Here is a 25,183-nt window from a genome sequence, read left to right on the forward strand (position 1 = left end):
CGGCATTTCGCCAATCCGATCGGCGGTGTTGCATTGCTGCACCGCCGATTTGTTTGGCATCTGCCGGTTGAGGACATCGCAGCTCTAAAACGAGGCTTGCAATTCGTCCCTAAATGTTCTTTTTTTGTTCCAGTAAACCTACCAGGAGGACGTGATGTCGATTCTCGATCACATCGGTTTTGCGGTCAGCGATTTTCAGACGTCTCGTGCGTTCTACGAAACAGCCCTGGCTCCACTTGGCATCAAGGTGTTGATGGAAGTCACCGCTGAAATGACGGGTGGATCCGCCCATTGCGGTTTCGGCAAGGACAAGCCGGATTTCTGGATTGGTGAAGGCAAAGCCCCCGGAACACCGGTGCATGTCGCCTTTGCAGCTTCGAGCCGGGCACTCGTCGATGCCTTTTACGAGGCTGCGATCGGAGCCGGCGGCAAGGATAACGGCGCACCGGGCCTGCGGCCGCAATACCACGAAAATTACTACGGCGCATTCGTGCTCGACCCGGATGGTCTGAATATCGAGGCGGTCTGTCACCTGCCTGAATAAATCTTTGTTTCCTGATTCCAATTTGGAGAAGAAAATGCACAAGAGCCGGCTGGGTGATCTGGTGATCGACTGTGAAGGGGGCGATATCGACCGCCATGCGGAATTCTGGGCAGGGGCACTTGGGAGAACGGTTGAGGCCGAGCCGAAAAACCCACGCTATCGCCGTCTCTTCGGCACGGAAGATGAAATCGGCATCCTGCTCCAGTCGGTCGAACATCCCTCCCGCGTGCATCTGGATATCGAAACCGACGATCCGGAAAAGGAAGTTGCCCGGCTTGAAGGTCTGGGCGCGACCGTCGTTCAAAAGCTGGACGGCTGGACAGTGATGCAGGCAACCAGCGGTCACCGGTTCTGCGTCGTCAAATCGCAACTCGCCGGTTTTGAGCAGACTGCCAAGACCTGGGAGACCTGAGAACGGCAGGGGAAGGGAATTTCTACTGGTTCTGTCGTTCCAAATGCCGACGAAGGCTCACTAAAGCGGGATCGGCGATGGAATATTGTCAGTAAAAGCTTGGTAAGCTCGGTTTTGTTATTCAGACCGCCACTAGCTTTAGCGAATTGAGTTCCTCTAGCAACCTGTCGATGGACCCGTCCAGCACGGCGGTGGCAACAGCGGCTGCTTCCAGGCGGCATGACTGGTCGCCAATCGGGTTGAAATAGAGAACCGGCTTGCCAAGGGCTTGCCCGCAGGCAGCTTCCATCAAGGTGTTGGCGCCGACATAGCCTTCGATGCCCTGTTTGCTGGCGTTGAAGATCAGCACAGCATCACCGTGGCGAATTGTTTCGAAGTAGTCAGTCAGGAACATGCGCTTATGTGCAATCGCTTCTTCCAGGGGCAATTCGTTCCAGTTAACCACCGTTTCTTCAGGAACAGGAGTCGACACTCTGTAACCGGCCGTTCGCAAATGCCCGGCGACATCTTCCATTTGTGGAAGGGCGGACATCGATCCGCAAATCACGACGTGAAAGGGGGCGTCTGGGTAAGAAGAATAGGGGTTCATCACGGCGGGCTCACGTGCATGTGCTGGTTTGGGGAGTGGAGTTGAGTTTGTCTCCGCGGCGGAGCGCGTTACCTCTGTTGGAGAAAACTTGAAATGGGTGTCACGGCGTTCGTCGCCAATGATGCATGTTTCAACGTCGAAACCCAAGTTCGCCGGTCGTCTTTCCGTCCGGGCTGTGCCGTGATCAGCTGATCGGCGCGCCTTCGGGAAAGACCGGCCGCAGGCAGCTTTCTGGAGGACCTGACATGAAGCGACTGTTTCCACTCGCTCTTTTTGCCGCAGTCACGGCGTCGATGCCACTGGCGACCGCCCAGGCCGAAACCGCTGTTCTTGCCGGTGGCTGCTTCTGGTGCGTTGAATCCGATCTGGAAAAACTGCCCGGCGTGCGTGACGTCGTTTCCGGTTACGCCGGTGGCGAGACGCAGAACCCGACCTACAAGAATTACGATCGCGGCGGACACCGGGAGGTCGTCAAGGTCGATTTCGACGAGACCAGGATCAGTTACGCCGACCTTGTCGGGATCTTTCTGCGCACTGTCGATGTGACTGACGCCGGTGGCCAGTTCTGCGACCGGGGACATGCTTATTCCACGGCGATCTACCCTCTGGACGAGACCCAGGCGAAACAGGCGAAGGCTGAAATAGCCAAGGCGGAAAAGCTGCTTGGCAGCAACATCGTCACGCCGGTCGAGGCACCGGCCGTCTTCTGGCCGGCGGAGGACTACCACCAGGGCTATTACAAGAGCCAGGTACGCACGCTCACCCGCTTCGGTTACGTCACCCGCGCCGATGCCTACAAGGGCTATCGGAAAGGGTGCGGCAGGGATGCGCGGGTCAAGGCCGTGTGGGGTGGCGAAGCCTTCAAAGGGTTGCCCAAAGCAGGCTCATAACGCCCAAGAAGGGCCGTTTTCTGCGGAAACGGCCCAGAAGATCAGCATTTGCGACGAATTTTCAGGCATCAATTTGCCGTGGGGTAAGGTGTACACTACATACTTTCGGTGGGCTTACGTCTGAAAGGACGCTAACATGCTGAACCTGTTTGGAAGTCGTGTAGCAGCAGAGCCGGAATTTATTTCTGAATTGAGAGCCGTCGAGACGGAAGACCGCCTTCGAAGATCCACCGCCGCCATGCTGGAAGCAGCAGGGCTGGAGATCTGTGACACCAACACACCGACGGAATTCGCAGCCGCTGCCACTGTCGCGGTCATGAAGCTCGTGCTCAAGGTGGCCGAGCGCGACTTCGACAGCCTGTCCGTCGAAAATCGCTTCGTCACCGGCCTGTTCGGTTTCCTGATTGCCCACAATCTGACACGGCGCACAAACGCTGATCTTGGCGTCGTGCTCGGCATTGCCGGACTTGATCTCTTCTCCCATGAGGAGATCGAACAGATCTACAAGCTCGGTTCCTCCTACAGGCGTCTGCGTCAGCACCGGAACATGCATCTGGCGCTCAAGGATATCATCGACAGTTTCCTGTCGCATCCTGATGAAGAAACCTTGTCGGATCTTTCCGGGGTTTATCAGCTCTGCCTGCATCAGGACGGCTGACCGGTTAAATTCGCGAAACTTCAGCTCGGCTATACGCCAGCTTCGAAGGCCTCGACCAGTTCGAGGAAAGCCTCGCCGTATTTTTCAAGTTTTGACTGTCCGACGCCGGAAACGGCCAGAAGAGCATCTTCGCTTACCGGCCGCGCGGCGGCAATTCCGGCCAGCGTCGCGTCGGGAAACACCACATAGGGTGGCACGCCCTGATCGCGGGCAATCTGCGTCCGCAGCCTTCGCAGACGCTCGAACAGCAGCTTGTCCTCATGGTCGAGTTCGTCGGCGATGGACGCCGTGCGAGAGGAACTCGTCCGCTTCAGGCCTGCGGCGCTGCGGTCCTTGCGCAAGGCAAGCTTTTCATCCCCGCGCAAGACGCTGCGTGCCTTTTCCGTCAGCACCAGCGCACCGAACTGCGCATGATCGACATCGACGTAACCTGCAGCAACAAGCTGCCGGGCGATCGATTGCCAGGTCTTTTGCGGCACGTCCTGGCCAATTCCGAAGACCGACAGCTTCTCATGACCGAAGCGGGTGCTCTTTTCGTTGGTCTTTCCCAGAAGCACATCGATGACATGCGCCGTGCCGAAGCGTTGTCCGGTGCGGTAGATCGCCGACATCAGTTTCTGGGCGGCTTCCGTGCCGTCCCAGGTTTCCACCGGAGACAGGCAGGTGTCGCAGTTGCCGCAGGGCTTGGGATAGGTTTCGCCGAAATGGGCCAGCAGCGCCTGCCGCCGGCAGCCGGCCGTCTCGCAGATGCCGAGAAGAGCGTTCAGCTTGGCGTTTTCCGCGCGCTTGACCTCCTCGGGTGCATCGCCTTCGGCAATCATGCGCCGGCGCTGCACCAGATCGGCCATGCCATAGGCCATGAAGGCTTCGGACGGTGCACCGTCCCGGCCCGCACGGCCGGTTTCCTGGTAATAGGCCTCGACGGAAGACGGCAGGTCCAGATGGGCGACATAGCGCACATCCGGTTTGTCGATGCCCATGCCGAAGGCCACTGTCGCCACCAGGCAAAGCCCTTCTTCCAGCAGGAAGGCATCCTGGTTGGCAGAGCGTTGTTCTGCTGGCAGGCCGGCGTGATAGGGCAGGGCCCTGATGCCCTTCGAGGTCAGCCATTCGGCGATGTCCTCGACCTTTGCCCGTGACAGGCAATAGACGATACCGCTCTCGCCGGAATGCTTTTTCAGGAAATCCAGCAATTGCTGGCGCTGGTTGGTGCGCTCGACAATCTCGTAGCGGATATTGGGCCGGTCGAAGCTGGTGGAAAAGACAGAAGCGTCTTCCATCTGCAGGCGGGCCAGAATGTCCTTTTGGGTGTGCGGGTCGGCCGTTGCCGTCAGCGCCACGCGCGGCACGCCGGGATAGCGGTCACGCAGGCAGGACAGAGACATGTATTCCGGGCGGAAATCGTGGCCCCACTGGCTGACGCAATGCGCTTCATCGATGGCGAACAGCGCGATCTGAAGTGTGTCCAGGAACTTGCGAAAATTCTCGGTGCCCAGCCGTTCCGGCGTCACGTAAAGAAGATCGATTTCGCCGCGGCGCAGGGCGCTGCGGATGCTGTCCTGTTCTTCCGGTGACAGTGTGGAATTGATCGCGGCGGCCTGAACGCCCGCGGCGCGCAGCGCGCCGACCTGGTCTTTCATCAGCGCGATGAGCGGCGAAACGACGATACCCACACCACGCCGGCAAAGCGCCGGGATCTGGTAGCAAAGCGACTTGCCCGCCCCGGTGGGAAACAGCACGACGGCATCCTTACCGTCCACAAGCGTTTCGATAACCGCCTGCTGTTTGCCTCTGAAGCTGCTGTAGCCGAAAACCTTCTGCAGAACCGCAAGCGGTTTCGGCTCCGGACGGACGGTCGGAGCAGGGGCGTGCTGCACTGGAATGACTTCCTCCGCGGCAACAGCGGGCGAAACGGGCATGGGTGAGACGGGTCCTTTGATTCTCCCGCACAATGTCTTATTCGCGAAGGAAGGGCAATGAAGGCAAAACCGCGCCTGTGGATGACCGGTCAAGCCGGGACCAGGTGTTCAGGAAATCAGGCGCTTGGCCGCTGGCCGGCGGGCCGGTCCTAAAACTCGGCGTCCGGATCCTTTGCCAGCGTTTCAGCGCAGTGAATGCGCATCTGCTCGGTCAGGTCCCCCAGGTCGCCCTCAAGCTTCTCCGGACGGATCGGCTTGCCGAAATGCACATTGAACTTGGCGTTTTCCTTGTTCAGCAATTCGTTGAAGACCGTCATGTCGCGCAGTTCGGTGGAGACCCTGGCCAGGAAATAGAACAGCCCGGAGTTGCGCCCGCCCATGTGCATGGGAATGATCGGGGCCTTGTTCTTGCGCGCCAGCGCCAGGGCGGATGTCATCCAGGGCCGTTCGGTCAGTTTGCCGTCGTGCCAGTAGGCCAGGCGCCCGGACGGAAACAGCACCACGACCCGCTCCTTGGCAAAGGCCGAGGAGGCGAGCTTGATCGTTTCCTTGGATTTTTCGCGGCTTTTGAAGTCGGCCCGCCATTCGACCGGTATGATCATGTCGGCAAGGCGCGGGTTGATGCGGATCGCGTCGCGATTGGCGAAGATGGCAAGGTCGTTGCGCCGCGACTTGATGGCATCGTAAAGCACGATACCGTCGGCAATGCCGGTCGGGTGGTTGGACACCAGGACGACAGGCCCTTCCTGCGGCACCCGTTCGAGACCGAGCGTAGTGACGTCCAGCGACAGCAGATTGCTCAGATGAGCAAAAACGTCGAGCGCGTCCATATGCGCGATCGTATCGGCCATTTCGACCGCGGACTTGTATCGCAAGATCTTGTGAGCAAAGGGTCTGATGAAGGGCCACCACGGGCTCGCCATCACCAGCTTGCCCCGTTCGGCGATCAGAACATCGACGATGTGCTGATCCGAAATCTGCCTTTGGGACGCGGCCTGACGGCGCGCCGGCAAGGTGTCTGTCGTCTGATCGGTCGTCCGCACAATGCACCTCTGCCCACGAGATAACTGCCTTACTCCGATGCATCGTTAACGAAATCAGCTTCTTGGTGCAAATGATCGTTGTACGATTTTCTGGATCGGATCCCGCTCACACGCGGCTCAGCTCCATAGGGAACTGGTGAAAATTGCCAAGGATGTCAAGAACGAGGCGACCCAGGCAAGCGAGCGCGGCGAAGCCCGGTCCGCCCAGTAGCAGCCAATATATATAGTCCTCAAAAGCACAAAAAGCACGGCAAGCCTGTCGATCCAGAGCGGGTCCCCGCCCTGGTTGAGGCCGACGAAAACGGCAACTGCAAACAGGGGGAAGGCTTCGAAGCCATTTGCCTGTGCCCCCTGAGCCCGGGCGCGGAACCCGTCTCGCCAATAGTCCGGGTCGCGCGGACGGGCATTGTCGAAGGATTTGTTCAGTTTGGCCGGAAAGACCGAAAGCAGCGGCAGAATGGCGGCGGCAAGGATGCACCAGAAGGCGATTGGCATAGGGGCTCCTCATGGACTTGTTTCAGGGTTCAGGCTCAGCTCCCGCAAGGAAGTATCTGCGGATCACCGGTCGGCGCGGGAGCGCTTGCGCCCCTGTTTATCAGGCTCCGGAAAGATATCCTCATGATTTTCCAGCCTCTCCCGGGTTTGTCATAATGTCTTCCCGCCGCGGCTGTAGGGGGAGGCCGCCCATGGCGTTCCTGTCATGGTCTCAGCCGCGAAGGAAAGCCCCGTGCCAAAAACAACCGTTCTGTTCGTCTGTCCGGACAACAGCCTGCTGTCGCCCTTGGCCGAAGCCTATCTGAATTTTCGGGCAGGCGGTCTGATGCGGGCCTTTTCCGCGGGCGTGGCGCCCTCGCAAAGCCTGAGCCGGCACGTGCACCGGCTTCTGTCGGCCCGGGGGATCGATGCCAGTGGCCTTGCTCCCAAATCGGTCGACATTTTCCTGATGCCACATGCGGAAATCCCCGACAGGGTGATCTATCTCGCCGATCAGGACCCTGTCGTCTTGCCGACGCAATGGAAAACCACTACCTCCAGCCATTGGTGGAACATTGCGGCAAAGCCGCCGTTTCCGGAAGGCTTTGCTGCCTGCGCCGCCTATTTCGAGAGGATCGCAGGAGCAATCGACCGGCTTGTGGAACCTCCGAAATCAGCCGGCGCAAACGTTTCGAACCGCGTCGCCTGACGGATCTTGAGACGGTCGATTTTCAGGATTTTGGATTTTCGACAAATTGTGGGCTAAGAGTTGCTCCCATATTGGGACGAAGGTGAGGGATTGATTCGTCATGATGCGCGCGGGAAAGTTTGTTTTGATCGTTGGCCTGGTCATTCTGGCAGCAGGCTGCCAGAGATTGTCCGGGGGCCGCAACTATGCCGAACCGCTGCCGGCGACCCCGACAACGCCCGTAGGCTCGGGACAGCTTGCGCCGCTTGATCCCAACGCACCGGGTGCCGGTCTCAACGATCCGTCTGCACAACCGGCAGATCTGGCCAGCAACCCGGTTGCAGCACCTGCCGATGCCAAGGAAATTGGCCGCACGGATCTTCTGGGGGGCTGGAAAATCAGCTCCGCGGGCGAAAACTGCATGGCCTTCATGACGCTGACCACCTGGTCCGGCGGCTACCGTGCAAATACCAGAGGTTGTAGCTCCCCGGTACTGTCCGGCATCTCCGCATGGGACCTGAGCGGCAATCAGGTGGTTCTGAAGGACGGCGCCGGCCTGATCGTTGCGCAGCTTTATTCCAGCGCTTCCGGCCAGTTTAACGGCCAGACCTCAACCGGTTCGCCGATCTCGCTGTACCGTTAAAGCCCCTCCGTATTAATGCTGGACAGTTCGCGCTATAGGTGTATATTTGCATAGCTACCGGAAAGGCTGTGCAAATGTCAAAATATGAACCACTGCGGGAACACTTGGCACGACTGGAAGATGTTGTCTGGGCGGCCAAGCTGAACGAAGTTGAAGATATCATAGGCTCGTCGCTGCCCAAGAGCGCCCGGGAACATCGTACCTGGTGGGCCAATTCCGGCGGCAGCCTGGTTCACCAGAATGCATGGCTGGACGCCGGATGGCGGGTGGAGCGCACCGACCTGATGCGCGACGTCATTGTCTTCCGCCGCTTGCGCATCGGAGGCACTGTCGCGGCGACATCCGCCCGCACGGAGCGGGCGCTTCGAAACCCGCAGAAGGCAGCGGAAAAGCGCCTCTCCAAGGAAATGGCCGCCCTGCGCCAACCTGCAACCGTGACGTTGCGGTCCGAATGGACCACGCTTGGCGATCTCCAGCGCACACCCTGTTCCAATTCCATCATTCCGCAGGAAGGCGGCGTTGTGCGCTTTGCCGCCATGGACGGAGACGAGGTGGTAACTGCAATCGTCGCCACATTGTCGGTCCACAAGGCCTATCGCAGCATGCGCATGGCGATGAAGGGTCTTGAAGACGATACCGGAAGTCGCGTCGGCAGGGAGCTGTTCAACAAGGCCGGTTTCGATGCTTCAGACCCGATCGAATGCGATGTGGTGAAGTCCGGCAACGCCTGGCTTCTGACCGACGGTCGCGGACGCAAGGCTAATCTGGACGATCAGTCCGAATGTTACCTTGTTGCTCAGCTTCTCTATCTTCAGGAAGTGCAGAACGGCCGCAAGACGGCACTTTATCTGCGCTAACCGCCCACAATCCTGGTCTTCGCCTGGAAACTCCCTATGCCCAGGCGGATACAGGCAAGGGGCCACAGGCCCTCCGGCGAAGACACGTCGTGAACGGTCATCATTGCGTTCCTCCCGCACAGGCCCCCTCCCTGTGCCAGGCGCCCGTAACCCCCCTACCGGTTGCGGGCGCTTTTGTTTTGCCTGCTCGCCCGAACCAGGGAAGCGTTGCGCACGGAGCCTCATCGGGTGATGAGCGCACGGTCCAGACTGCTGGACAGGACATCTTCAATGAATCCGGTCTTGCCGGAAGTGTAGAGTTCCCAATCGGCGTCTCGCCCGGCCTTGCGGCTGAGATCCTGTTTCAGGGCCGTGTAGCGCATCGCAAGGCTTTCGTTGCCGCGCAAGGCATCGCGAAATTTTCGCCGCAGCTCCGGAGAGGGGCAGCCGAAGGCGCACAGGCACAGCCGGTGGGCAATGATCACCTCCTGATGGTTGCTTCCGGCCTGATGGAGCCTTGGCCCGGCAGGCCGTGTCATCTGCACTTCGTCTTCCCGGAAGCGAGTGCCGAGGTTGTGGTAATCCAGAAGCGAGAGCTCACCGCTGAGAGCGTCTGGAGAGACACCTGGAGCCAGCGAAATATCAATGTGGAGTCTCGGCTTGGCGATGAGGTCCGGCACGGCCGTCAACCCGACATGTTCAGGCTCTCGGCTCTCGTTCCCAGCAGGTGTCGCAGGTCGTTCATCAGCAGATCGGCCTGGCGAATCCAGTCCGGATCATGCGGTTGCAGAGAAATTCCCATGAGGCCTGAAATCCTTAAATTTCAAACGGTTGAAATACAAATACGTAAGAATGTGTGATCGGTTACAACCATATCATGACTTGCATCTGCGACGTTTTGACCTTATTCCGCCGTGCACATAGATACGTCCAAGACCCCATGATTTCTCATGGAGGGAGCAGCACCTTTGAAAATGGAACTGCCGGTCAACCGCGCTCTCAGCGCCCGCTACGACGCGTTGATCGCGTCGGGTGAGATCAAGGAAGACCCCGTGCAACGGGAGGCTGTGCGCCAGCTCGATCTCCTGAATACCCGCCTTGCCGAAACCCGCCTGGCCTCCAAGAAAAGTTCGCTTGGCTGGCTGTTCGCCAGCAAGAAAAACCAGCTCTGGGCCTCTGTGCAGGGGCTTTACATGTGGGGCGGGGTCGGACGCGGCAAGACGATGCTGATGGACCTCTTTTACGAGGTCACGGTCATTCGCCGCAAACGGCGGGTTCATTTCCACGAGTTCATGACCGATGTGCACGAGCGCATCCACGCCCATCGCCAGGCGCACAAGCGCGGCGAGGTCAAGGGCGACGATCCGATCCCGCCCGTGGCGAAGCAGATTGCAGAAGAAACACGCCTGCTGCTGTTCGATGAGTTCTCGGTGACCGACATCGCCGATGCCATGATCCTCGGCCGCCTGTTCACCCAGTTGTTCGAACGTGGCGTCATCGTGGTCGCAACGTCCAACGTCGAACCGTCTCTTCTCTACAAGGACGGGCTCAACCGCCAGCTCTTCCTGCCTTTCATCAAGTTGCTGACGTCCAAGGTGGAAGTGCTGCATCTGGACAGTCCGACGGACTACCGCCTGGAAAAACTCGCCGGTGCACCGGTCTATATCACGCCCCTGGGCGAAAGCGCGGATGCGCACATGGATGAGCTTTTCGCCAGGCTGACCCACGGCATGACGCCCCATTCGGAAGAGCTTGAGAACAAGGGCCGCAAGATTGCCGTTCCTTGCGTTGCAGCCGGGGCCGCCCGGTTCACCTTCGACGACCTGTGCATGCAGCCGCTGGGAGCAAGCGACTACCTGCGCATCGCCCATGCCTTCGGAACGGTGTTTCTGGACAATGTGCCTGTGCTCTCCAAGGCGCGGCGCAACGAGGCCAAGCGTTTTATCAATCTGATCGATACGCTTTACGATAACGGCATCAAGCTGGTCGTGTCCGCCGAGGCCGAGCCGCAGGATCTTTACGTCGGCGAAGACGGTACGGAAGCCTTCGAATTCGACCGCACGGCGTCACGCTTGATCGAGATGCGGTCCGAGACCTACCTTGCGGGTGAAAGACGAAAGGTACACGCATAGGTCTGCATTCCCTATAGGGGAATTATGCAGACGGGAAGATATGAGAAAATTTGTCCGCCATCGCGCAATATTCTTTTGGCGAGGTTGCGCGGGCGGAGCAAAGGGAGTAGTGCCATCCTCAGTCATCAGAGGATGGCATGGAGTTCCATCTTACGTAAAGGGAAACTTTCGAAATGGCGCGGAACAAGATTGCCTTGATCGGCTCTGGTCAGATCGGCGGCACACTCGCACATCTGGCAGGTTTGAAGGAACTGGGAGACATCGTGCTCTTCGACATCGCGGAAGGTGTTCCGCAGGGTAAGGCGCTCGATCTGGCTGAGTCCTCCCCGGTCGATGGTTTCGATGCCAAGCTGGCAGGTGCCAACAGCTACGAAGCCATCGAAGGCTCGGACGTTGTCATCGTGACCGCCGGTGTTCCGCGTAAGCCCGGCATGAGCCGCGACGACCTTCTGGAAATCAACCTGAAGGTTATGGAGCAGGTTGGCGCCGGCATCGCAAAGTATGCCCCGAACGCATTCGTCATCTGCATCACCAACCCGCTCGACGCGATGGTCTGGGCTCTGCAGAAGTTCTCCGGCCTGCCGAAGAACAAGGTCGTCGGCATGGCCGGCGTACTCGACAGCGCCCGCTTCCGTTACTTCCTGGCTGACGAGTTCAACGTCTCCATCGAAGACGTGACCGCATTCGTTCTCGGCGGCCACGGCGATACCATGGTCCCGCTGATCCGCTACTCCACCGTCGCCGGCATTCCGCTTACCGACCTGGTCAAGATGGGCTGGTGCACGGCCGAGCGTCTGGAAGAAATCGTCCAGCGCACCCGTGACGGCGGCGCAGAGATCGTCGGCCTGCTGAAGACCGGCTCCGCTTTCTACGCTCCGGCTGCTTCCGCCATTGCAATGGCTGAAAGCTACCTGAAGGACAAGAAGCGCGTCCTGCCGTGTGCGGCAGCCCTCGACGGTCAGTATGGCCTCAAGGACACCTATGTGGGCGTTCCGGTCGTGATCGGCGCCGATGGCGTCGAGCGCATCATCGAGATCGACCTGCAGGGTGAGGAAAAGGCAAACTTCGACAAGTCCGTCGCATCTGTCGATGGTCTGGTCGAGGCCTGCAAGAAAATTCAGCCGGCGCTCGCCTGAACCGGGCCCGCCTAAGGGAATTTGCGGCCGTTCTTCCTGCCGGGAAGGACGGTCCTCCGACAACGGGGGAAACACATGAACATTCATGAATACCAGGCCAAGGCCGTTCTGAAGGAATACGGTGCACCGGTGGCCGAAGGCGTTGCCATCTTCTCCGCCGACGAAGCCGAAGCAGCCGCCAAGAGCCTTCCGGGCCCGCTCTGGGTCGTGAAGTCGCAGATCCACGCAGGTGGCCGCGGCAAGGGCAAGTTCAAGGAACTGTCCGCTGATGCCAAGGGCGGTGTCCGTCTGGCTTTCTCGCTGGACGAAGTCACGTCCAACGCCAAGGAAATGCTCGGCAACACGCTGGTCACCAAACAGACCGGTGCCGCCGGCAAGGTGGTCAACCGTCTCTACATCGAAGACGGCGCCGACATCGAGCGTGAGCTTTACCTCTCCATTCTGGTCGACCGGACCGTTGGCCGCCCGGCTTTCGTTGTCTCCACCGAAGGTGGCATGGACATTGAAGCGGTTGCCGAAGAAACCCCCGAAAAGATCGTCACCCTGCCGATCGATCCGGAAGCTGGCGTTACCGAAGCCGATGCCGCCAAGCTGTGCGATGCGCTGGAACTGACCGGTGCTGCGCGCGAAGACGGCATGAAGCTGTTCCCGATCCTGCACACGGCTTTCGTCGAGAAGGATATGAGCCTTCTGGAAGTGAACCCGCTGATCGTCATGAAAGACGGTCACCTGCGCGTTCTGGACGCCAAGGTCTCCTTCGACGGCAACGCCCTGTTCCGTCATCCGGACATCTTGGAGCTGCGTGACGTCACCGAAGAAGACGAGAAAGAAATCGAGGCGTCCAAGTATGACCTCGCTTATGTCGCTCTCGACGGTGACATCGGCTGCATGGTCAATGGTGCCGGCCTTGCCATGGCAACCATGGACATCATCAAGCTCTACGGCGCCGAGCCGGCCAACTTCCTCGACGTTGGCGGTGGTGCTTCCAAGGAGAAGGTGACGGCCGCGTTCAAGATCATCACGTCCGATCCGAACGTGAAGGGCATCCTGGTCAACATTTTCGGCGGCATCATGCGCTGCGACGTGATCGCGGAAGGCGTGGTTGCAGCCGTCAAGGAAGTCGGCCTGCAGGTTCCGCTCGTTGTCCGCCTGGAAGGCACCAACGTGGAACTCGGCAAGAAGATCATCAACGAAAGCGGTCTGAACGTGATCGCCGCTGACGATCTCGACGACGCCGCCCAGAAAATCGTGAAAGCCGTGAAGGGGGGCGCGTAAATGTCCATCCTCGTCAATAAAGACACGAAAATCATCGTTCAGGGCCTGACCGGCAAGACCGGTACGTTCCACACGGAACAGGCGCTTGAGTACTACGGCACCAAGATGGTTGCCGGCGTGCACCCGAAAAAGGGTGGCGAGACCTGGTCTTCCGGTGTCGACAGCGCGGCATCCCTGCCGATTTATGCAAGCGTTGGCGAAGCCAGGGAAGCAACCGGTGCCGATGCGTCCGTGATCTACGTTCCGCCGGCAGGCGCGGGCGCCGCGATCATCGAAGCCATCGAAGCGGAAGTTCCGTTCATTGTCTGCATCACCGAGGGCATCCCGGTTGCCGACATGGTCAAGGTCAAGGCCAAGCTGGAGAAATCCAAGTCGCGCCTTCTCGGCCCGAACTGCCCGGGTATCCTGACCCCGGAAGAGTGCAAGATCGGCATCATGCCGGGTTCCATCTTCAAGAAAGGCTCCGTCGGTGTTGTTTCCCGCTCCGGCACCCTTACTTATGAAGCTGTCTTCCAGACCACCAATGCCGGCCTCGGCCAGACGACGGCTGTCGGCATCGGCGGCGACCCGGTCAAGGGCACCGAGTTCATCGACGTCCTGGAAATGTTCCTGGCCGACGACGAAACCCAGTCGATCATCATGATCGGCGAAATCGGTGGCTCCGCGGAAGAAGACGCGGCGCAGTTCCTGAAGGACGAAGCCAAGCGCGGCCGGTCCAAGCCGATGGCTGGTTTCATCGCCGGACGGACAGCGCCTCCGGGCCGTACCATGGGCCACGCCGGTGCCGTTATTTCAGGCGGCAAGGGCGGTGCAGAAGACAAGATCGCTGCGATGGAAGCTGCTGGCATCAAGGTGTCACCGTCTCCTGCGAAGCTCGGCGAGACCCTTCTCGAAGTCTTGAAGGGCTGATTCTGCAAGAATCTTTAGCGATGGGGACGGAAACTGTTTACGTTTCCTGTCGCATGATGAAAGGATGGGTTCCGGCGCGGTTGACGTGCCGTAACCATTTTTCGAGGGGCCGGTGGAATCCATCGGCCATTGTAGGGAAACCGGCCGCGGGTCAATTTTTCGGGCCCGCCTAAACAAAAGGGCGGAGGATACCTCCGCTAAAGGACATGGCACGGCAGGAAGCGAACAACGTATTCGCACTGACGTCGTTGCTTTACGGCGCCAACGCAGCCTATATCGAAGACCTCTACGCACAGTACAAGACGGATCCGAGCTCGGTCGATGCCGACTGGCAGGACTTCTTCGCTGCCTTCCAGGACGAGAAGGAAGCCGTGCTGAAAGAGGCTCGCGGGGCGACCTGGAAACGCAAGGACTGGCCGATCGAGGCCAATGGCGACCTCGTAAATGCATTCGACGGCAACTGGGGCCCGATTGAGCAACAGCTCGGCGACAAACTGAAAAAGAAGGCCGAAGCCAAGGGCGAACCGGTCTCGGATCAGGAAGTTCATCAGGCGACACGCGATTCCGTTCGCGCCCTGATGATGATCCGCGCCTATCGCATGCGCGGCCACCTCCATGCAGATCTCGACCCCCTCGGCCTGGCCGGCAAGGGCGATCACGAGGAGCTGCATCCCTCGTCCTACGGCTTCACCGAAGTCGACTGGGACCATAAGATCTTCATCGACCATGTTCTGGGTCTGGAATACGCCACCATCCGCGAGATGATGGACATCCTGAAGCGGACCTATTGCTCGACCCTGGGTGTCGAGTTCATGCATATTTCCGATCCGGCAGCCAAGTCCTGGATCCAGGAGCGCATCGAAGGTCCGGACAAGCAGGTGGCCTTCACCACGGAAGGCAAGAAGGCGATCCTGAACAAGCTGGTCGAAGCCGAAGGTTTCGAAAAGTTTCTGGACGTCAAATACACCGGGACCAAGCGCTTCGGTCTGGATGGCGGTGAAGCGCTGATTCCGGCGCTGGAACAGATCATCAAACGCGGCGGCTCCATGGGCCTGAAGGAAATCGTGTTCGGCATGGCCCACCGCGGCCGCCTGAACGTGCTTTCCCAGGTGATGGCCAAGCCGCACCGGGCAATTTTCCACGAGTTCAAGGGCGGTTCCTACGCTCCGGACGATGTGGAAGGCTCCGGCGACGTGAAGTATCACCTCGGCGCTTCGTCCGACCGGACCTTCGACGGCAACGATGTTCACCTGTCGCTGACGGCAAACCCGTCGCACCTGGAAATCGTCAACCCGGTGGTTCTCGGTAAGGCGCGCGCCAAGCAGGACCAGCTGGCTGCCGATGAGAACGGCAATTTCGTCGACACCACCGAGATCGACCGTGGCACGGTTCTGCCGCTGCTGCTGCATGGCGATGCCGCATTTGCGGGCCAGGGTGTTGTTGCCGAATGTTTCGGCCTGTCCGCGCTGCGTGGCCACCGCACCGGCGGTTCGGTCCATGTGATCATCAACAACCAGATCGGCTTCACCACCAACCCGCGCTTCTCGCGCTCCTCGCCCTATCCGTCGGATATGGCGAAGGTGATCGAGGCGCCGATCTTCCACGTCAACGCGGATGATCCGGAAGCCGTCGTCTTCGCAGCCAAGATTGCGATCGAATATCGCCAGACGTTCCATCGTCCGGTGGTCATCGACATGATCTGCTATCGCCGCTTCGGCCACAACGAGGGCGACGAGCCGGCGTTCACGCAGCCGATCATGTACCGCAAGATCCGCAAGCATGCGACGACGCTGCAGCTCTATTCGGAACGCCTGATCAAGGAAGGTGTTCTGACGCAGGACGAAATCGAGCACATGAAAGCCGACTGGCGCAAGCATCTGGACGACGAGTTCGATGCCGGCCAGGCCTTCAAGCCGAACAAGGCCGACTGGCTGGACGGCAAGTGGGCGGGCATGAAGCGTGCCGATGACGAGGATGATCCGCGCCGCGGTGAGACCGGTCTGCCGATCGAGGAGCTGAAGTCGATCGGACGGGCTCTGACCCATGTTCCGGACGGTTTCAACATCCACCGCACCATCGCGCGTTTCATGAACCAGCGCGAACGCATGATCGAGACCGGCGAAGGCATCGATTGGGCAACTGCTGAAGCGCTCGCCTTCGGTTCGCTGCTGAAGGAAGGCCACCCGGTGCGCCTGTCCGGTCAGGATTGCGAACGCGGCACGTTCTCGCAGCGCCACTCGGTTCTGTACGATCAGGAAGACGAGAGCCGGTACATTCCGCTCAACAACGTCTCTCCCGACCAGCAGCGCTATGAGGTCATCAACTCGATGCTGTCGGAAGAGGCCGTTCTGGGCTTCGAATACGGCTACTCGCTGGCAGAGCCCCGCGCCCTGACCTTGTGGGAAGCGCAGTTCGGCGACTTCGCCAACGGCGCGCAGGTGGTGTTCGACCAGTTCATCTCTTCGGGTGAGCGCAAGTGGCTGCGCATGTCCGGCCTTGTCTGCCTGTTGCCGCATGGCTACGAAGGCCAGGGTCCGGAACACTCCTCCGCCCGTCTGGAGCGTTTCCTCCAGCTTTGCGCGGAAGACAACATGCAGGTTGCGAACTGTTCGACCCCGTCGAACTACTTCCACATTCTGCGCCGTCAGCTGCGCCGCGATATCCGCAAGCCGCTGATCCTCATGACGCCGAAATCCCTGCTGCGGCACAAGAAAGCCGTGTCGACGCTGAAGGAACTCGGACCGGATTCCACGTTCCACCGCCTGTTGTGGGACGACTGGGGCCCGAACCTGAGCTCGGATGGCAAGCTGGTTGCGGACGACAAGATCCGCCGTGTCGTAATGTGCTCGGGCAAGGTCTATTACGATCTGTTCGAGGAACGCGAAAAGCGCGGCGTCAACGACGTCTACCTGCTTCGTGTCGAACAGCTCTATCCGTTCCCGAAAAAGGCGCTGATGCTGGAGCTGGCCCGCTTCCCGCAGGCTGAAATGGTCTGGTGTCAGGAAGAGCCCAAGAACATGGGCGGCTGGTTCTTCGTCGAGTCCTACATCGAATGGGTCCTGGACCAGATCGACGCCAAGCACAAGCGCCCGCGCTATGCAGGCCGCAAGGCGATGGCATCGACCGCGACCGGCCTGATGTCTTCGCATCTGGCGCAGTTGCAGGCGTTCCTCGAAGAGGCTCTGGGAAGTTAGTCACAAGGGGGCCTTCGGGCCCTCTTTCAAGAAATTGGCCAGGTAATTTTAAGAGAAGGCGACCATGGCAACCGAAATTCGCGTCCCCACGCTGGGTGAATCCGTTTCCGAGGCGACTATTGCGCAGTGGTTCAAGAAACCGGGCGACGCCGTCAGCCAGGACGAGCCCCTTGTGGAACTGGAAACCGACAAGGTGACCGTCGAAGTTCCGGCCCCGGCCGCAGGCACCCTGGAAAGCATCGTGGTCAAGGAAGGCGACACCGTTGAGGTCGGCGCCCTGCTTGGTCAGATCGCAGAAGGCGCCGGTGCGTCCTCCGGAAAGGCTGAAAAGGCTCCCGCAAAGGCTGAAGCGGCTCCGGCAAAGTCCGAAAGCAAGGCTGAAGCCAAATCCGAAAAGGCCGATCTGGTCGATGTCGTCACCCCGAGCGCAGGCGAATCCGTCACCGAGGCGGAAGTCGGCGAATGGAGCGTGAAGGTCGGCGACGTCGTCAAGGCCGACGACACGCTGGTGGAACTGGAAACCGACAAGGCGGCGCAGGAAGTTCCGGCCCCGGTCGCAGGCACCATCGTCAAGATCGCTGTCGAGACCGGCACGACCGTGGAACCGGGCGTTCTGCTGTGCCAGATCGATCCGTCGGGAGCCGGTGCGGCTGCCAGCCAGGAGGCTTCTGCTTCTTCGGAACCGGCTGCGTCCGCTCCGAAAGCAAGCGGCGGGTCCTCCATGCCGCCGGCGCCGTCCGCTCAGAAGATGATGGCGGAAAACAATCTCTCCGCAGACCAGGTATCCGGTTCCGGCAAGCGCGGCCAAGTGCTGAAGGAAGACGTCATCAACGCGATCGCGTCCGGCGCGACTTCTTCCGGCTCTGCACCGTCGGCGGCTCCTGCTGCCCGCGGCCCGGTTAACGCGCAGGATGAAATCCGCGAAGAGCGCGTGCGCATGACCAAGCTGCGTCAGACCATCGCGCGCCGCCTGAAGGATGCGCAGAACACCGCGGCCATGCTGACCACCTACAACGAAGTCGACATGGGCCCGGTCATGGAACTGCGCAAGCAGTACAAGGACTTGTTCGAGAAGAAACACGGCGTCAAACTTGGTTTCATGGGCTTCTTCACCAAGGCGGTGACCCACGCACTGAAAGAGATTCCGGCGGTCAACGCCGAGATCGACGGGACCGACATCATCTACAAGAACTTCTGCCACATCGGCGTCGCCGTTGGCACGGACAAGGGTCTTGTGGTTCCGGTCGTGCGCGATGCGGACCAGATGTCCATTGCCGAAATCGAACAGGAAATCGGCAACCTCGGCCGCAAGGCGCGGGACGGCAAACTGGGCATGGCTGATATGTCCGGCGGCACCTTCACCATCTCCAACGGTGGCGTGTATGGTTCGCTGATGTCGTCGCCGATCCTGAACGCACCGCAGTCCGGCATCCTGGGCATGCACAAGATCCAGGAACGTCCGATGGCTGTGAACGGCCAGGTGGTAATCCGTCCGATGATGTATCTGGCGCTTTCCTACGATCACCGGATCGTCGACGGCAAGGAAGCCGTGACCTTCCTGGTCCGTGTCAAGGAAAGCCTGGAAGATCCGCAGCGTCTGGTTCTGGATCTCTGATCCGGTTCCGCTGCCCTTCGGGCGGCTTGCCGGTCACAGGCAAGGCGCCCGGACATCTCAAGGATGCCAGCCGGCGGCGTTCAAACGTCAGCGCTTGAGCGCCTGCCGATCCGACCGAGGAGAAGCTGAATAATGAGCCTGGAATTTCTGATAACTGCTCTCGTCGTGGTGCTTGTTCCAGGCACAGGTGTTGTCTACACGGTTGCCGTCGGGCTTGGCAGGGGCCGTCAGGCCTCCGTTGCCGCGGCCTTCGGCTGCACCCTCGGCATCATTCCGGCGATCCTGGCTTCCATCGTGGGGCTCGCGGCCCTGATGCACACCAGCGCCCTGGTGTTCCAGGGTGTGAAATACGCCGGTGTTGCCTATCTTCTCTACCTTGCCTGGCAGACGCTGAAGGACAGCGGACCGATGGAGCTGAAAGCCGACAGGGGCTCGCGCAAGAGCTTCGTCGCAACGGCGCGCACCGGCTTCCTGATCAACATTCTCAATCCCAAGCTGACAGTGTTCTTCCTCGCGTTCCTGCCGCAGTTCGTCAGCCATGATGCGCTCAATCCGACGCTCGACATGCTGTTGATGGGCGGTGTCTTCATGGCGATGACCTTCGTGGTCTTTGTCATCTACGGCGCGTTTGCCTCGCTGGTTGGCGAGAAGGTGCTGAAAAGCGACCGCGTCATGGTCTGGATGCGCCGGACAGTGGCGGCAACCTTCGCCGGGTTCGGCTTGCGGCTGGCTCTGGCGGAGCAATAATCGCATCATCGCCGGCGCGGTGTGAGACGGTCAGGAGGAACAGGAATATGAACGCCATGAAGCGTTGTGCCCTTGCGGCTGTTCTTGTGGTCTGGACTGTCCTCGGCCTGATCGGCGCTTCGCACGCCAGCGAGCAGCGGACCGCATTGGTGATCGGAAACGCCAAATACGGCTATGGCCCGCTGGCCAATCCGGTCAACGATGCGCTGGCCATCACACGGGCTCTCGACAAGGCCGGGTTCGACGTCATTCTGCAGACCGATGCCAATCGCGAGGCGATGCAGCAGGCGATCCGGGGCTTCGGCGACCGTCTGAAAACCGAAGGCGGCGTCGGCCTGTTCTATTATGCCGGGCACGGCGTCCAGATTAACGGCGAAAACTACCTGTTGCCGGTGGCCGGCGAAGTGCCCGCGGACGAGGTTCTGCAACAGCAGTCGGTCGCGGTGAGCGAAGCCGTCGAGATGATGACGTCCGCTCATGACGGGCTCAACATCATCGTGCTCGACGCCTGCCGCAACAATCCGCTCGGCGGCGACGCCTCCGGCCTGTCGCGGATCGACAGCAGCGGGCGCCTGTTCGTGTCGTATTCGACGTCCCCCGGTGCCGTGGCGCTGGACGGGCAGGGCAGCAACAGTCCTTTCACCAAGCATCTCGCCAGCGCCATCGAGACCCCGGCGCTCAATCTGGAGGAAACCTTCAAGCGCACCCTGAAAGGTGTGTTCCAGGAAACGGATGGACAGCAAACCCCCTGGATTTCCTCGTCTTTCTTCGGAGACTTTACCTTCGTTGACGACGGCAAGGAAAATCCGGCAGGATCGGTGCCCAAGATGACCGCTCTCGCGGCGATCGGAACGGCCCTCAGGGAAAGTGCCGCCCGCACCGGTCCGGCGCGCCAGATCTCCGGTATCTACCGGGTAGACGGGACCAACCCCAACGGGTCGTCCTATGACGGCATGCTGGCGGTCACTCCGGAAGACCGGAATGTCCGGTTTACCTGGTGGATCGGGAACGACATCTTCACCGGTGTCGGTGAATTCGCGGGCCGTATGCTGGTGGTCAACTGGGGCGACAAGCATCCGGTCGTCTATTCCTTCACCGGCACGGAGACGCTGGACGGGGAATGGGCGGACGGCACGGCGAGCGAGAAACTGACGCTCTTTGCACGCGCTGCACCGACCGGCGCCGAGGGGCTTGCAGGGACCTATTCGGTCGCAGGCCGCAATCCGAACGGCACGACCTATCAGGGTACGGTCAGGCTGACGCAGCAGGACCGGAAATATGCGCTGCTCTGGACGGTTGGCGCCAGCAGCTATCGCGGCGTCGGCGCCCTGGAGGGCAACATTCTGACGGTGGACTGGGGCGACAAGACACCCGTGGTCTACGCGGTCATGGAAGATGGGCGTCTGAAGGGCCTTTGGGCCGCGGGCCGCGGTGCAGAAGAACTGACACGCCTGCAAGGGCAATAGGAACGCAAACCGGTGGGAATACATGGCTGACACGGTTGTATTGGTGACGGGCGGAAGCCGGGGGATCGGCGCTGCCATCAGCCGCAAGGTTGCGGCAAGCGGCCACAAGGTGCTTGTCAACTACACGCACAATCAGGCTGCCGCCGATGCTCTTGTCGAGGAACTCAAGGCAGCCGGCGGTGAGGCGATTGCAGTTCAGGGCGACGTCCAGAACGAAGCCGATGTGTTGCATCTTTTCGCCGAAGCCGACAGGCTCGGCACGCTCAAGGGGCTGGTCAACAATGCCGGTGTCGTCGACTATTCCCAGCGCGTTGACGAAATGTCGCTCGAGCGGCTGACGCGCATGTTCTCCATCAACGTCATCGGTGCGTTCCTGTGCGCCCGGGAGGCGGTCAAGCGCATGTCGACCAAGCATGGCGGCACCGGCGGGGGCATCGTCAACCTGGGTTCCGCGGCCTCGAAGCTGGGAGCGCCCGCGCAATATGTCGACTATGCCGCCGCCAAGGGTGCGATCGACACCATGACCGTGGGGCTGGCGCTGGAAGTTGCCGATGAAGGCGTCCGCGTCAACGGCATTCGACCCGGCATTATCGATACCGAAATTCACGCCTCGGGCGGCCATCCCGACCGGGTGGCACAGCTCAAGTCAAAACTGCCGATGAAACGCGCCGGAACCGCCGATGAGGTGGCCGAAGCGGTTCTGTGGCTTCTCTCCGACAAGTCCAGCTATACGACCGGCGCCATCCTCGATGTCTCCGGCGGCCGGGCAATTCTTCCCTAACCCCCATTCGAACCAGAAATGAAAGAGGCAAAGGCGACCAAAATGTCCCAATATGATCTCGTCGTCATCGGAACCGGTCCTGGCGGCTACGTCTGCGCGATCAAGGCCGCGCAGCTCGGCCTGAAAACGGCCGTCGTCGAAAAACGCGCAACGCTCGGTGGCACCTGCCTCAACATCGGCTGCATTCCCTCCAAGGCACTGCTGCACGCTTCGGAAATGTTCGAGGAAGCTGGACACGGTTTCGAGAAACTTGGCATCAAGGTGTCCAAGCCCAAGCTCGATCTGCCAGCGATGATGGAGCACAAGACCGGTGTGGTCGACGCCAACGTGAACGGCGTGTCCTTCCTGATGAAGAAGAACAAGATCGACGTTCATACCGGCACCGGCAAGATCCTTGAAAAGGGCAAGGTTGAAGTGACCGATGCCGACGGCAAGGCAACCGTTCTGGAAACCAAGAACATCGTCATCGCCACTGGTTCTGACGTCATGCCCCTGCCGGGTGTCGAGATCGATGAGAAGCAGGTGGTCTCGTCCACCGGCGCGCTGGAACTGGACAAGGTTCCGGGCAAGCTGGTCGTCGTCGGCGGTGGTGTCATCGGCCTGGAACTCGGCTCCGTCTGGAACCGTCTCGGGTCGGAAGTGACCGTGGTCGAGTTCATGGACAAGATCCTTGGTCCGATGGACGGTGACGTGTCCAAGAACTTCCAGCGTATGCTCAAGAAGCAGGGCATGGAATTCAAGCTCTCTTCCAAGGTTACGGGCGTCGAGAAAAAGGGCAAGGGCCTTGCCGTGACCGTCGAGCCGGCCAAGGGTGGCGATGCGCAGGTGATCGAGGCGGACATCGTTCTGGTCGCCATCGGCCGCCGTCCCTACACCGAGGGTCTGGGTCTCGATAAAGCAGGTGTTACCCTGGACGAGCGCGGCCGCGTGAAGATCGACACGCATTACAAGACCAATGTCGACGGCATCTATGCCATCGGCGATGTGGTCGCCGGCCCGATGCTCGCTCACAAGGCCGAGGATGAAGGTGTTGCCCTGGCCGAGATCCTGGCCGGTCAGGCCGGGCACGTGAACTATGACGTGATCCCGGGCGTCGTCTACACCCAGCCGGAAGTCGCTTCCGTCGGCAAGACCGAGGAAGAGCTGAAGGCAGCTGGTGTCGAGTACAAGACCGGCAAGTTCGTCTTCTCCGCCAATGGCCGTGCGCGCGCCATGAACAAGACCGATGGCTTTGCCAAGGTTCTGGCGGATGCCAAGACCGACCGGGTGCTTGGGGTTCACATTGTTGGCTTCGGTGCCGGCGAGATGATCCACGAAGCTGCCGTTCTGATGGAATTCGGTGGCTCTTCCGAAGATCTTGCACGCACCTGCCACGCCCACCCGACCATGTCGGAAGCGGTGAAGGAGGCGGCTCTCGGCGCCTTTGCAAAGTCGATCCACTCCTAAGCCACGTGGTCCGTGTCATAGCGGTATCGCACAGGGGCATCCGGTTACCGGGTGCCCCTGTGCATTTTCAAGGGACGGATATGCTTCGGACGGTCATTCACCGGATCTGGCTTTCAGATAGGAAACTTTGCAATTATTCGTAAGATAGGCAGCGCATCTGCAACCATTTCGTTAGCTTGGGGTTCAATCAGGGGCGTTGAGCATTTCAATAAACGGCAGGTGACGGGTTGGCTGGAAAGCGGCAGGGCAAGAACGGAAACCTGAATCAATCCGGCATCCGGCTGCCTGTCGTCGCGGGACTGGTGTTGCCGCTGGTCTGCGGTCTGGTGTTTTTCTGGCCAGGAAGGACAATCCCCTATGTGGATGATCTTTTTTTCATCCCCTGGGCGTCTGAATTTGCCCGGACAGGCCGTCACTTTAATCCGCTTCTGGCGGTTCAGTTCCCGGGTCTGGAAAACTACCACCTCCAGCCGAGACTTCATCTCATTCTGTCAGGCTGGTTTCTTTCGGTAACCGGTGTCAGTACAGCAACAATCGTGCTGTTCGAATTCCTGTGTTACGTGGCGACCAGCCTCGTCTTCGTGGTGTTTTGCCTCAGATTGAACCTGCGGACGGCGGCGTTTTTCACACCGCTCATCTTTGCGCCGATGTATGTCGTTTCCGGCTTCCGCCTGGAACTTACTGGCTCGCTCATCTGGATGTTGGGCCTGCTTCTGGTCCTGCCCATTGCGGCCAAGGCCGTTACGGGTGACAGGCGGCAAACCGGTGGCGAGACCGCTGCCAGTATCGCTGGCACTGCGCTTCTGGGAATTGCGCCTCTGACCGCGCTATCCATGCTGGCCTGGAGTGCTGGCGTCATTGCCATTCTTCAGATCTGGAGGCTCAAGACGCGGCAGGCAAGCATCGCACGAGTGCTGAGCGAGGGCCTTGCTGCCCTCGCCTTTGCTGCCGCACTTTTTGCGGTCCTGGTGAATTTCGAGTTTGCGGAATTTTTCCGGCAGATCGCCTATCACGCAACCCGGTCCCATGGCTCGGGCCGGTTCAATGTGGAAGCTGTATTCCGGGCAGCCATGTTTGCGGGCGTATCATGGTTTGTTTTCCGCAAGTCCCGGACCGTCGGGCTGATCTGTTTCTGCCTTGCGGCGGGACAGTTCCTCGGAGCCTTCGTGCACGACCGCCCGCTCATCCGCAATCTTGCCGCTGCGATGGTGTTTCTCTTGGCCGTTGACACGCTTCTGGGTGCCCGCTGGCACAAGGTCAAGCTGAGCCTTTGTGCCGCGCTGGTGCTGGTTCTGTCCGCCAATTTCATCGTTTTCTACCTGGTCTCGGAACCTCTGCCCAACAGGCCGGTGGTGGTCGAGGCATATCGACAGGATCTGGCGGACCAAAAGCGGGTTTTTATCGACGAAACGATGGCCCATCATTTTCTCGACCAGCAGACGTCCGGTGCCTTGTCCTGGACATGGGGTGGCACTTTCCCGAAGGGCCGGCCGACCAGCATGGCGGATCTGAAGGAAGGCGATGTCTGGTATGTCAGCGAATATACGCTGCTCGGCTACCTGAAGGGCAGGCACGACATTGCCCAGAAGGTCTGGCCGAAGAACGACTATCACCATGTTCTGCAGTTCTCCTGCAGTCTGGGACGTCCATCCTGCAATCTGCCCGCCAATCGCTGGACGATGTTGCGCCTGGAAAGGCTTGAGGGAACCGTAATGGCGACAGAGCTCGGTGCAGGCACGGCACCACGACCGGTCGCCGAAAAATAGCGGCACGCTCGCCTGCTGCT

General features: G+C 60.1%; 23 protein-coding genes. 18 read left to right on the top strand and 5 right to left on the bottom strand.

The window, feature by feature from the left end:
- Positions 1 to 160 precede the first annotated feature (160 nt).
- Complete coding sequence (locus tag SIAM614_RS14155; protein ID WP_040440288.1) at positions 161 to 544, top strand: VOC family protein; 384 nt, start codon at positions 161 to 163, stop codon at positions 542 to 544.
- A 34-nt stretch (positions 545 to 578) separates the two neighbouring features.
- Entirely contained in the window at positions 579 to 956 is a 378-nt protein-coding gene (locus SIAM614_RS14160; RefSeq protein WP_006935471.1) for a VOC family protein, read from the top strand.
- Positions 957 to 1,077: 121 nt separating this feature from the next.
- On the opposite strand, the gene SIAM614_RS14165 is transcribed toward SIAM614_RS14160, so the two are convergent.
- Positions 1,078 to 1,692, bottom strand: a complete 615-nt coding sequence (locus tag SIAM614_RS14165; RefSeq protein WP_208983991.1) for a hypothetical protein — start codon at positions 1,690 to 1,692, stop codon at positions 1,078 to 1,080.
- A 98-nt stretch (positions 1,693 to 1,790) separates the two neighbouring features.
- Here SIAM614_RS14165 and msrA point away from each other — a divergent pair, with 98 nt between their 5' ends.
- Both msrA and SIAM614_RS14175 read left to right on the top strand, forming a co-directional pair.
- Positions 1,791 to 2,435 (top strand): peptide-methionine (S)-S-oxide reductase MsrA, encoded by a 645-nt coding sequence (msrA, locus tag SIAM614_RS14170; protein WP_040440233.1) that lies wholly within the window; start codon positions 1,791 to 1,793, stop codon positions 2,433 to 2,435.
- 136 nt (positions 2,436 to 2,571) lie between these two features.
- Positions 2,572 to 3,093 carry a hypothetical protein gene (locus SIAM614_RS14175; protein WP_006935475.1) on the top strand — a complete coding sequence of 174 codons (522 nt, stop codon included), beginning with the start codon at positions 2,572 to 2,574 and terminating at the stop codon, positions 3,091 to 3,093.
- A gap of 29 nt (positions 3,094 to 3,122) precedes the next feature.
- Here SIAM614_RS14175 and recQ read toward each other — a convergent pair whose 3' ends face one another.
- From recQ to SIAM614_RS14190, 3 genes are all read right to left on the bottom strand, one after another.
- Positions 3,123 to 5,012, bottom strand: a complete 1,890-nt coding sequence (recQ, locus tag SIAM614_RS14180) for a DNA helicase RecQ (RefSeq protein WP_006935478.1) — start codon at positions 5,010 to 5,012, stop codon at positions 3,123 to 3,125.
- Between the two features lie 149 nt (positions 5,013 to 5,161).
- The gene (locus SIAM614_RS14185; RefSeq protein WP_006935480.1) at positions 5,162 to 6,055 is read right to left on the bottom strand and encodes a GNAT family N-acetyltransferase; all 894 of its coding nucleotides are present in this window, start codon (positions 6,053 to 6,055) and stop codon (positions 5,162 to 5,164) included.
- A 117-nt stretch (positions 6,056 to 6,172) separates the two neighbouring features.
- Positions 6,173 to 6,550 (bottom strand): MAPEG family protein, encoded by a 378-nt coding sequence (locus SIAM614_RS14190; RefSeq protein WP_006935481.1) that lies wholly within the window; start codon positions 6,548 to 6,550, stop codon positions 6,173 to 6,175.
- Positions 6,551 to 6,782: 232 nt separating this feature from the next.
- On the opposite strand from SIAM614_RS14190, the gene SIAM614_RS30590 reads away from it, so the two are divergent.
- From SIAM614_RS30590 to SIAM614_RS14205, 3 genes are all read left to right on the top strand, one after another.
- The gene (locus SIAM614_RS30590; protein WP_157139851.1) at positions 6,783 to 7,238 is read left to right on the top strand and encodes an arsenate-mycothiol transferase ArsC; all 456 of its coding nucleotides are present in this window, start codon (positions 6,783 to 6,785) and stop codon (positions 7,236 to 7,238) included.
- 124 nt (positions 7,239 to 7,362) lie between these two features.
- A complete protein-coding gene (locus tag SIAM614_RS14200) occupies positions 7,363 to 7,860 on the top strand; it encodes a protease inhibitor Inh/omp19 family protein (protein ID WP_208983992.1) in 498 nt (165 codons plus the stop codon).
- Positions 7,861 to 7,934: 74 nt separating this feature from the next.
- The gene (locus SIAM614_RS14205) at positions 7,935 to 8,717 is read left to right on the top strand and encodes a DUF7662 domain-containing protein (protein ID WP_006935487.1); all 783 of its coding nucleotides are present in this window, start codon (positions 7,935 to 7,937) and stop codon (positions 8,715 to 8,717) included.
- 221 nt (positions 8,718 to 8,938) lie between these two features.
- Here the strand turns inward: SIAM614_RS14205 and SIAM614_RS14210 are convergent, their stop codons facing one another.
- A complete protein-coding gene (locus tag SIAM614_RS14210) occupies positions 8,939 to 9,376 on the bottom strand; it encodes a GrpB family protein (RefSeq protein WP_157139852.1) in 438 nt (145 codons plus the stop codon).
- Between the two features lie 294 nt (positions 9,377 to 9,670).
- On the opposite strand from SIAM614_RS14210, the gene zapE reads away from it, so the two are divergent.
- From zapE to SIAM614_RS14265, 11 genes are all read left to right on the top strand, one after another.
- On the top strand, positions 9,671 to 10,828 hold the full coding sequence (gene zapE / locus SIAM614_RS14215) for a cell division protein ZapE (RefSeq protein WP_006935491.1): 1,158 nt from the start codon (positions 9,671 to 9,673) through the stop codon (positions 10,826 to 10,828).
- 173 nt (positions 10,829 to 11,001) lie between these two features.
- Positions 11,002 to 11,964 (top strand): malate dehydrogenase, encoded by a 963-nt coding sequence (gene mdh / locus SIAM614_RS14220; protein WP_006935492.1) that lies wholly within the window; start codon positions 11,002 to 11,004, stop codon positions 11,962 to 11,964.
- 75 nt (positions 11,965 to 12,039) lie between these two features.
- Positions 12,040 to 13,239: an ADP-forming succinate--CoA ligase subunit beta gene (gene sucC, locus SIAM614_RS14225; protein ID WP_006935499.1), complete on the top strand. Its 1,200-nt coding sequence runs from the start codon at positions 12,040 to 12,042 to the stop codon at positions 13,237 to 13,239.
- Positions 13,240 to 14,148, top strand: coding sequence for a succinate--CoA ligase subunit alpha (sucD, locus tag SIAM614_RS14230; RefSeq protein ID WP_006935500.1), 909 nt, complete (start codon positions 13,240 to 13,242; stop codon positions 14,146 to 14,148). It begins immediately after the preceding gene.
- Between the two features lie 206 nt (positions 14,149 to 14,354).
- A complete protein-coding gene (locus tag SIAM614_RS14235) occupies positions 14,355 to 17,342 on the top strand; it encodes a 2-oxoglutarate dehydrogenase E1 component (RefSeq protein WP_006935501.1) in 2,988 nt (995 codons plus the stop codon).
- Between the two features lie 64 nt (positions 17,343 to 17,406).
- On the top strand, positions 17,407 to 18,957 hold the full coding sequence (gene odhB / locus SIAM614_RS14240) for a 2-oxoglutarate dehydrogenase complex dihydrolipoyllysine-residue succinyltransferase (protein WP_006935502.1): 1,551 nt from the start codon (positions 17,407 to 17,409) through the stop codon (positions 18,955 to 18,957).
- 132 nt (positions 18,958 to 19,089) lie between these two features.
- Entirely contained in the window at positions 19,090 to 19,704 is a 615-nt protein-coding gene (locus tag SIAM614_RS14245; RefSeq protein WP_006935503.1) for a LysE family translocator, read from the top strand.
- Between the two features lie 47 nt (positions 19,705 to 19,751).
- Positions 19,752 to 21,170, top strand: coding sequence for an LIC10280 family protein (gene lfb1, locus SIAM614_RS30595; RefSeq protein WP_006935504.1), 1,419 nt, complete (start codon positions 19,752 to 19,754; stop codon positions 21,168 to 21,170).
- A gap of 22 nt (positions 21,171 to 21,192) precedes the next feature.
- Entirely contained in the window at positions 21,193 to 21,951 is a 759-nt protein-coding gene (locus SIAM614_RS14255) for an SDR family oxidoreductase (protein ID WP_006935505.1), read from the top strand.
- Positions 21,952 to 21,993: 42 nt separating this feature from the next.
- Positions 21,994 to 23,397, top strand: a complete 1,404-nt coding sequence (lpdA, locus tag SIAM614_RS14260) for a dihydrolipoyl dehydrogenase (RefSeq protein ID WP_006935506.1) — start codon at positions 21,994 to 21,996, stop codon at positions 23,395 to 23,397.
- Positions 23,398 to 23,624: 227 nt separating this feature from the next.
- A complete protein-coding gene (locus SIAM614_RS14265) occupies positions 23,625 to 25,163 on the top strand; it encodes a hypothetical protein (protein ID WP_006935507.1) in 1,539 nt (512 codons plus the stop codon).
- Positions 25,164 to 25,183: the final 20 nt, after the last annotated feature.

The sequence above is a fragment of the Roseibium aggregatum IAM 12614 genome (genome assembly GCF_000168975.1).
In the GTDB taxonomy this organism is placed as follows: domain Bacteria; phylum Pseudomonadota; class Alphaproteobacteria; order Rhizobiales; family Stappiaceae; genus Roseibium; species Roseibium aggregatum.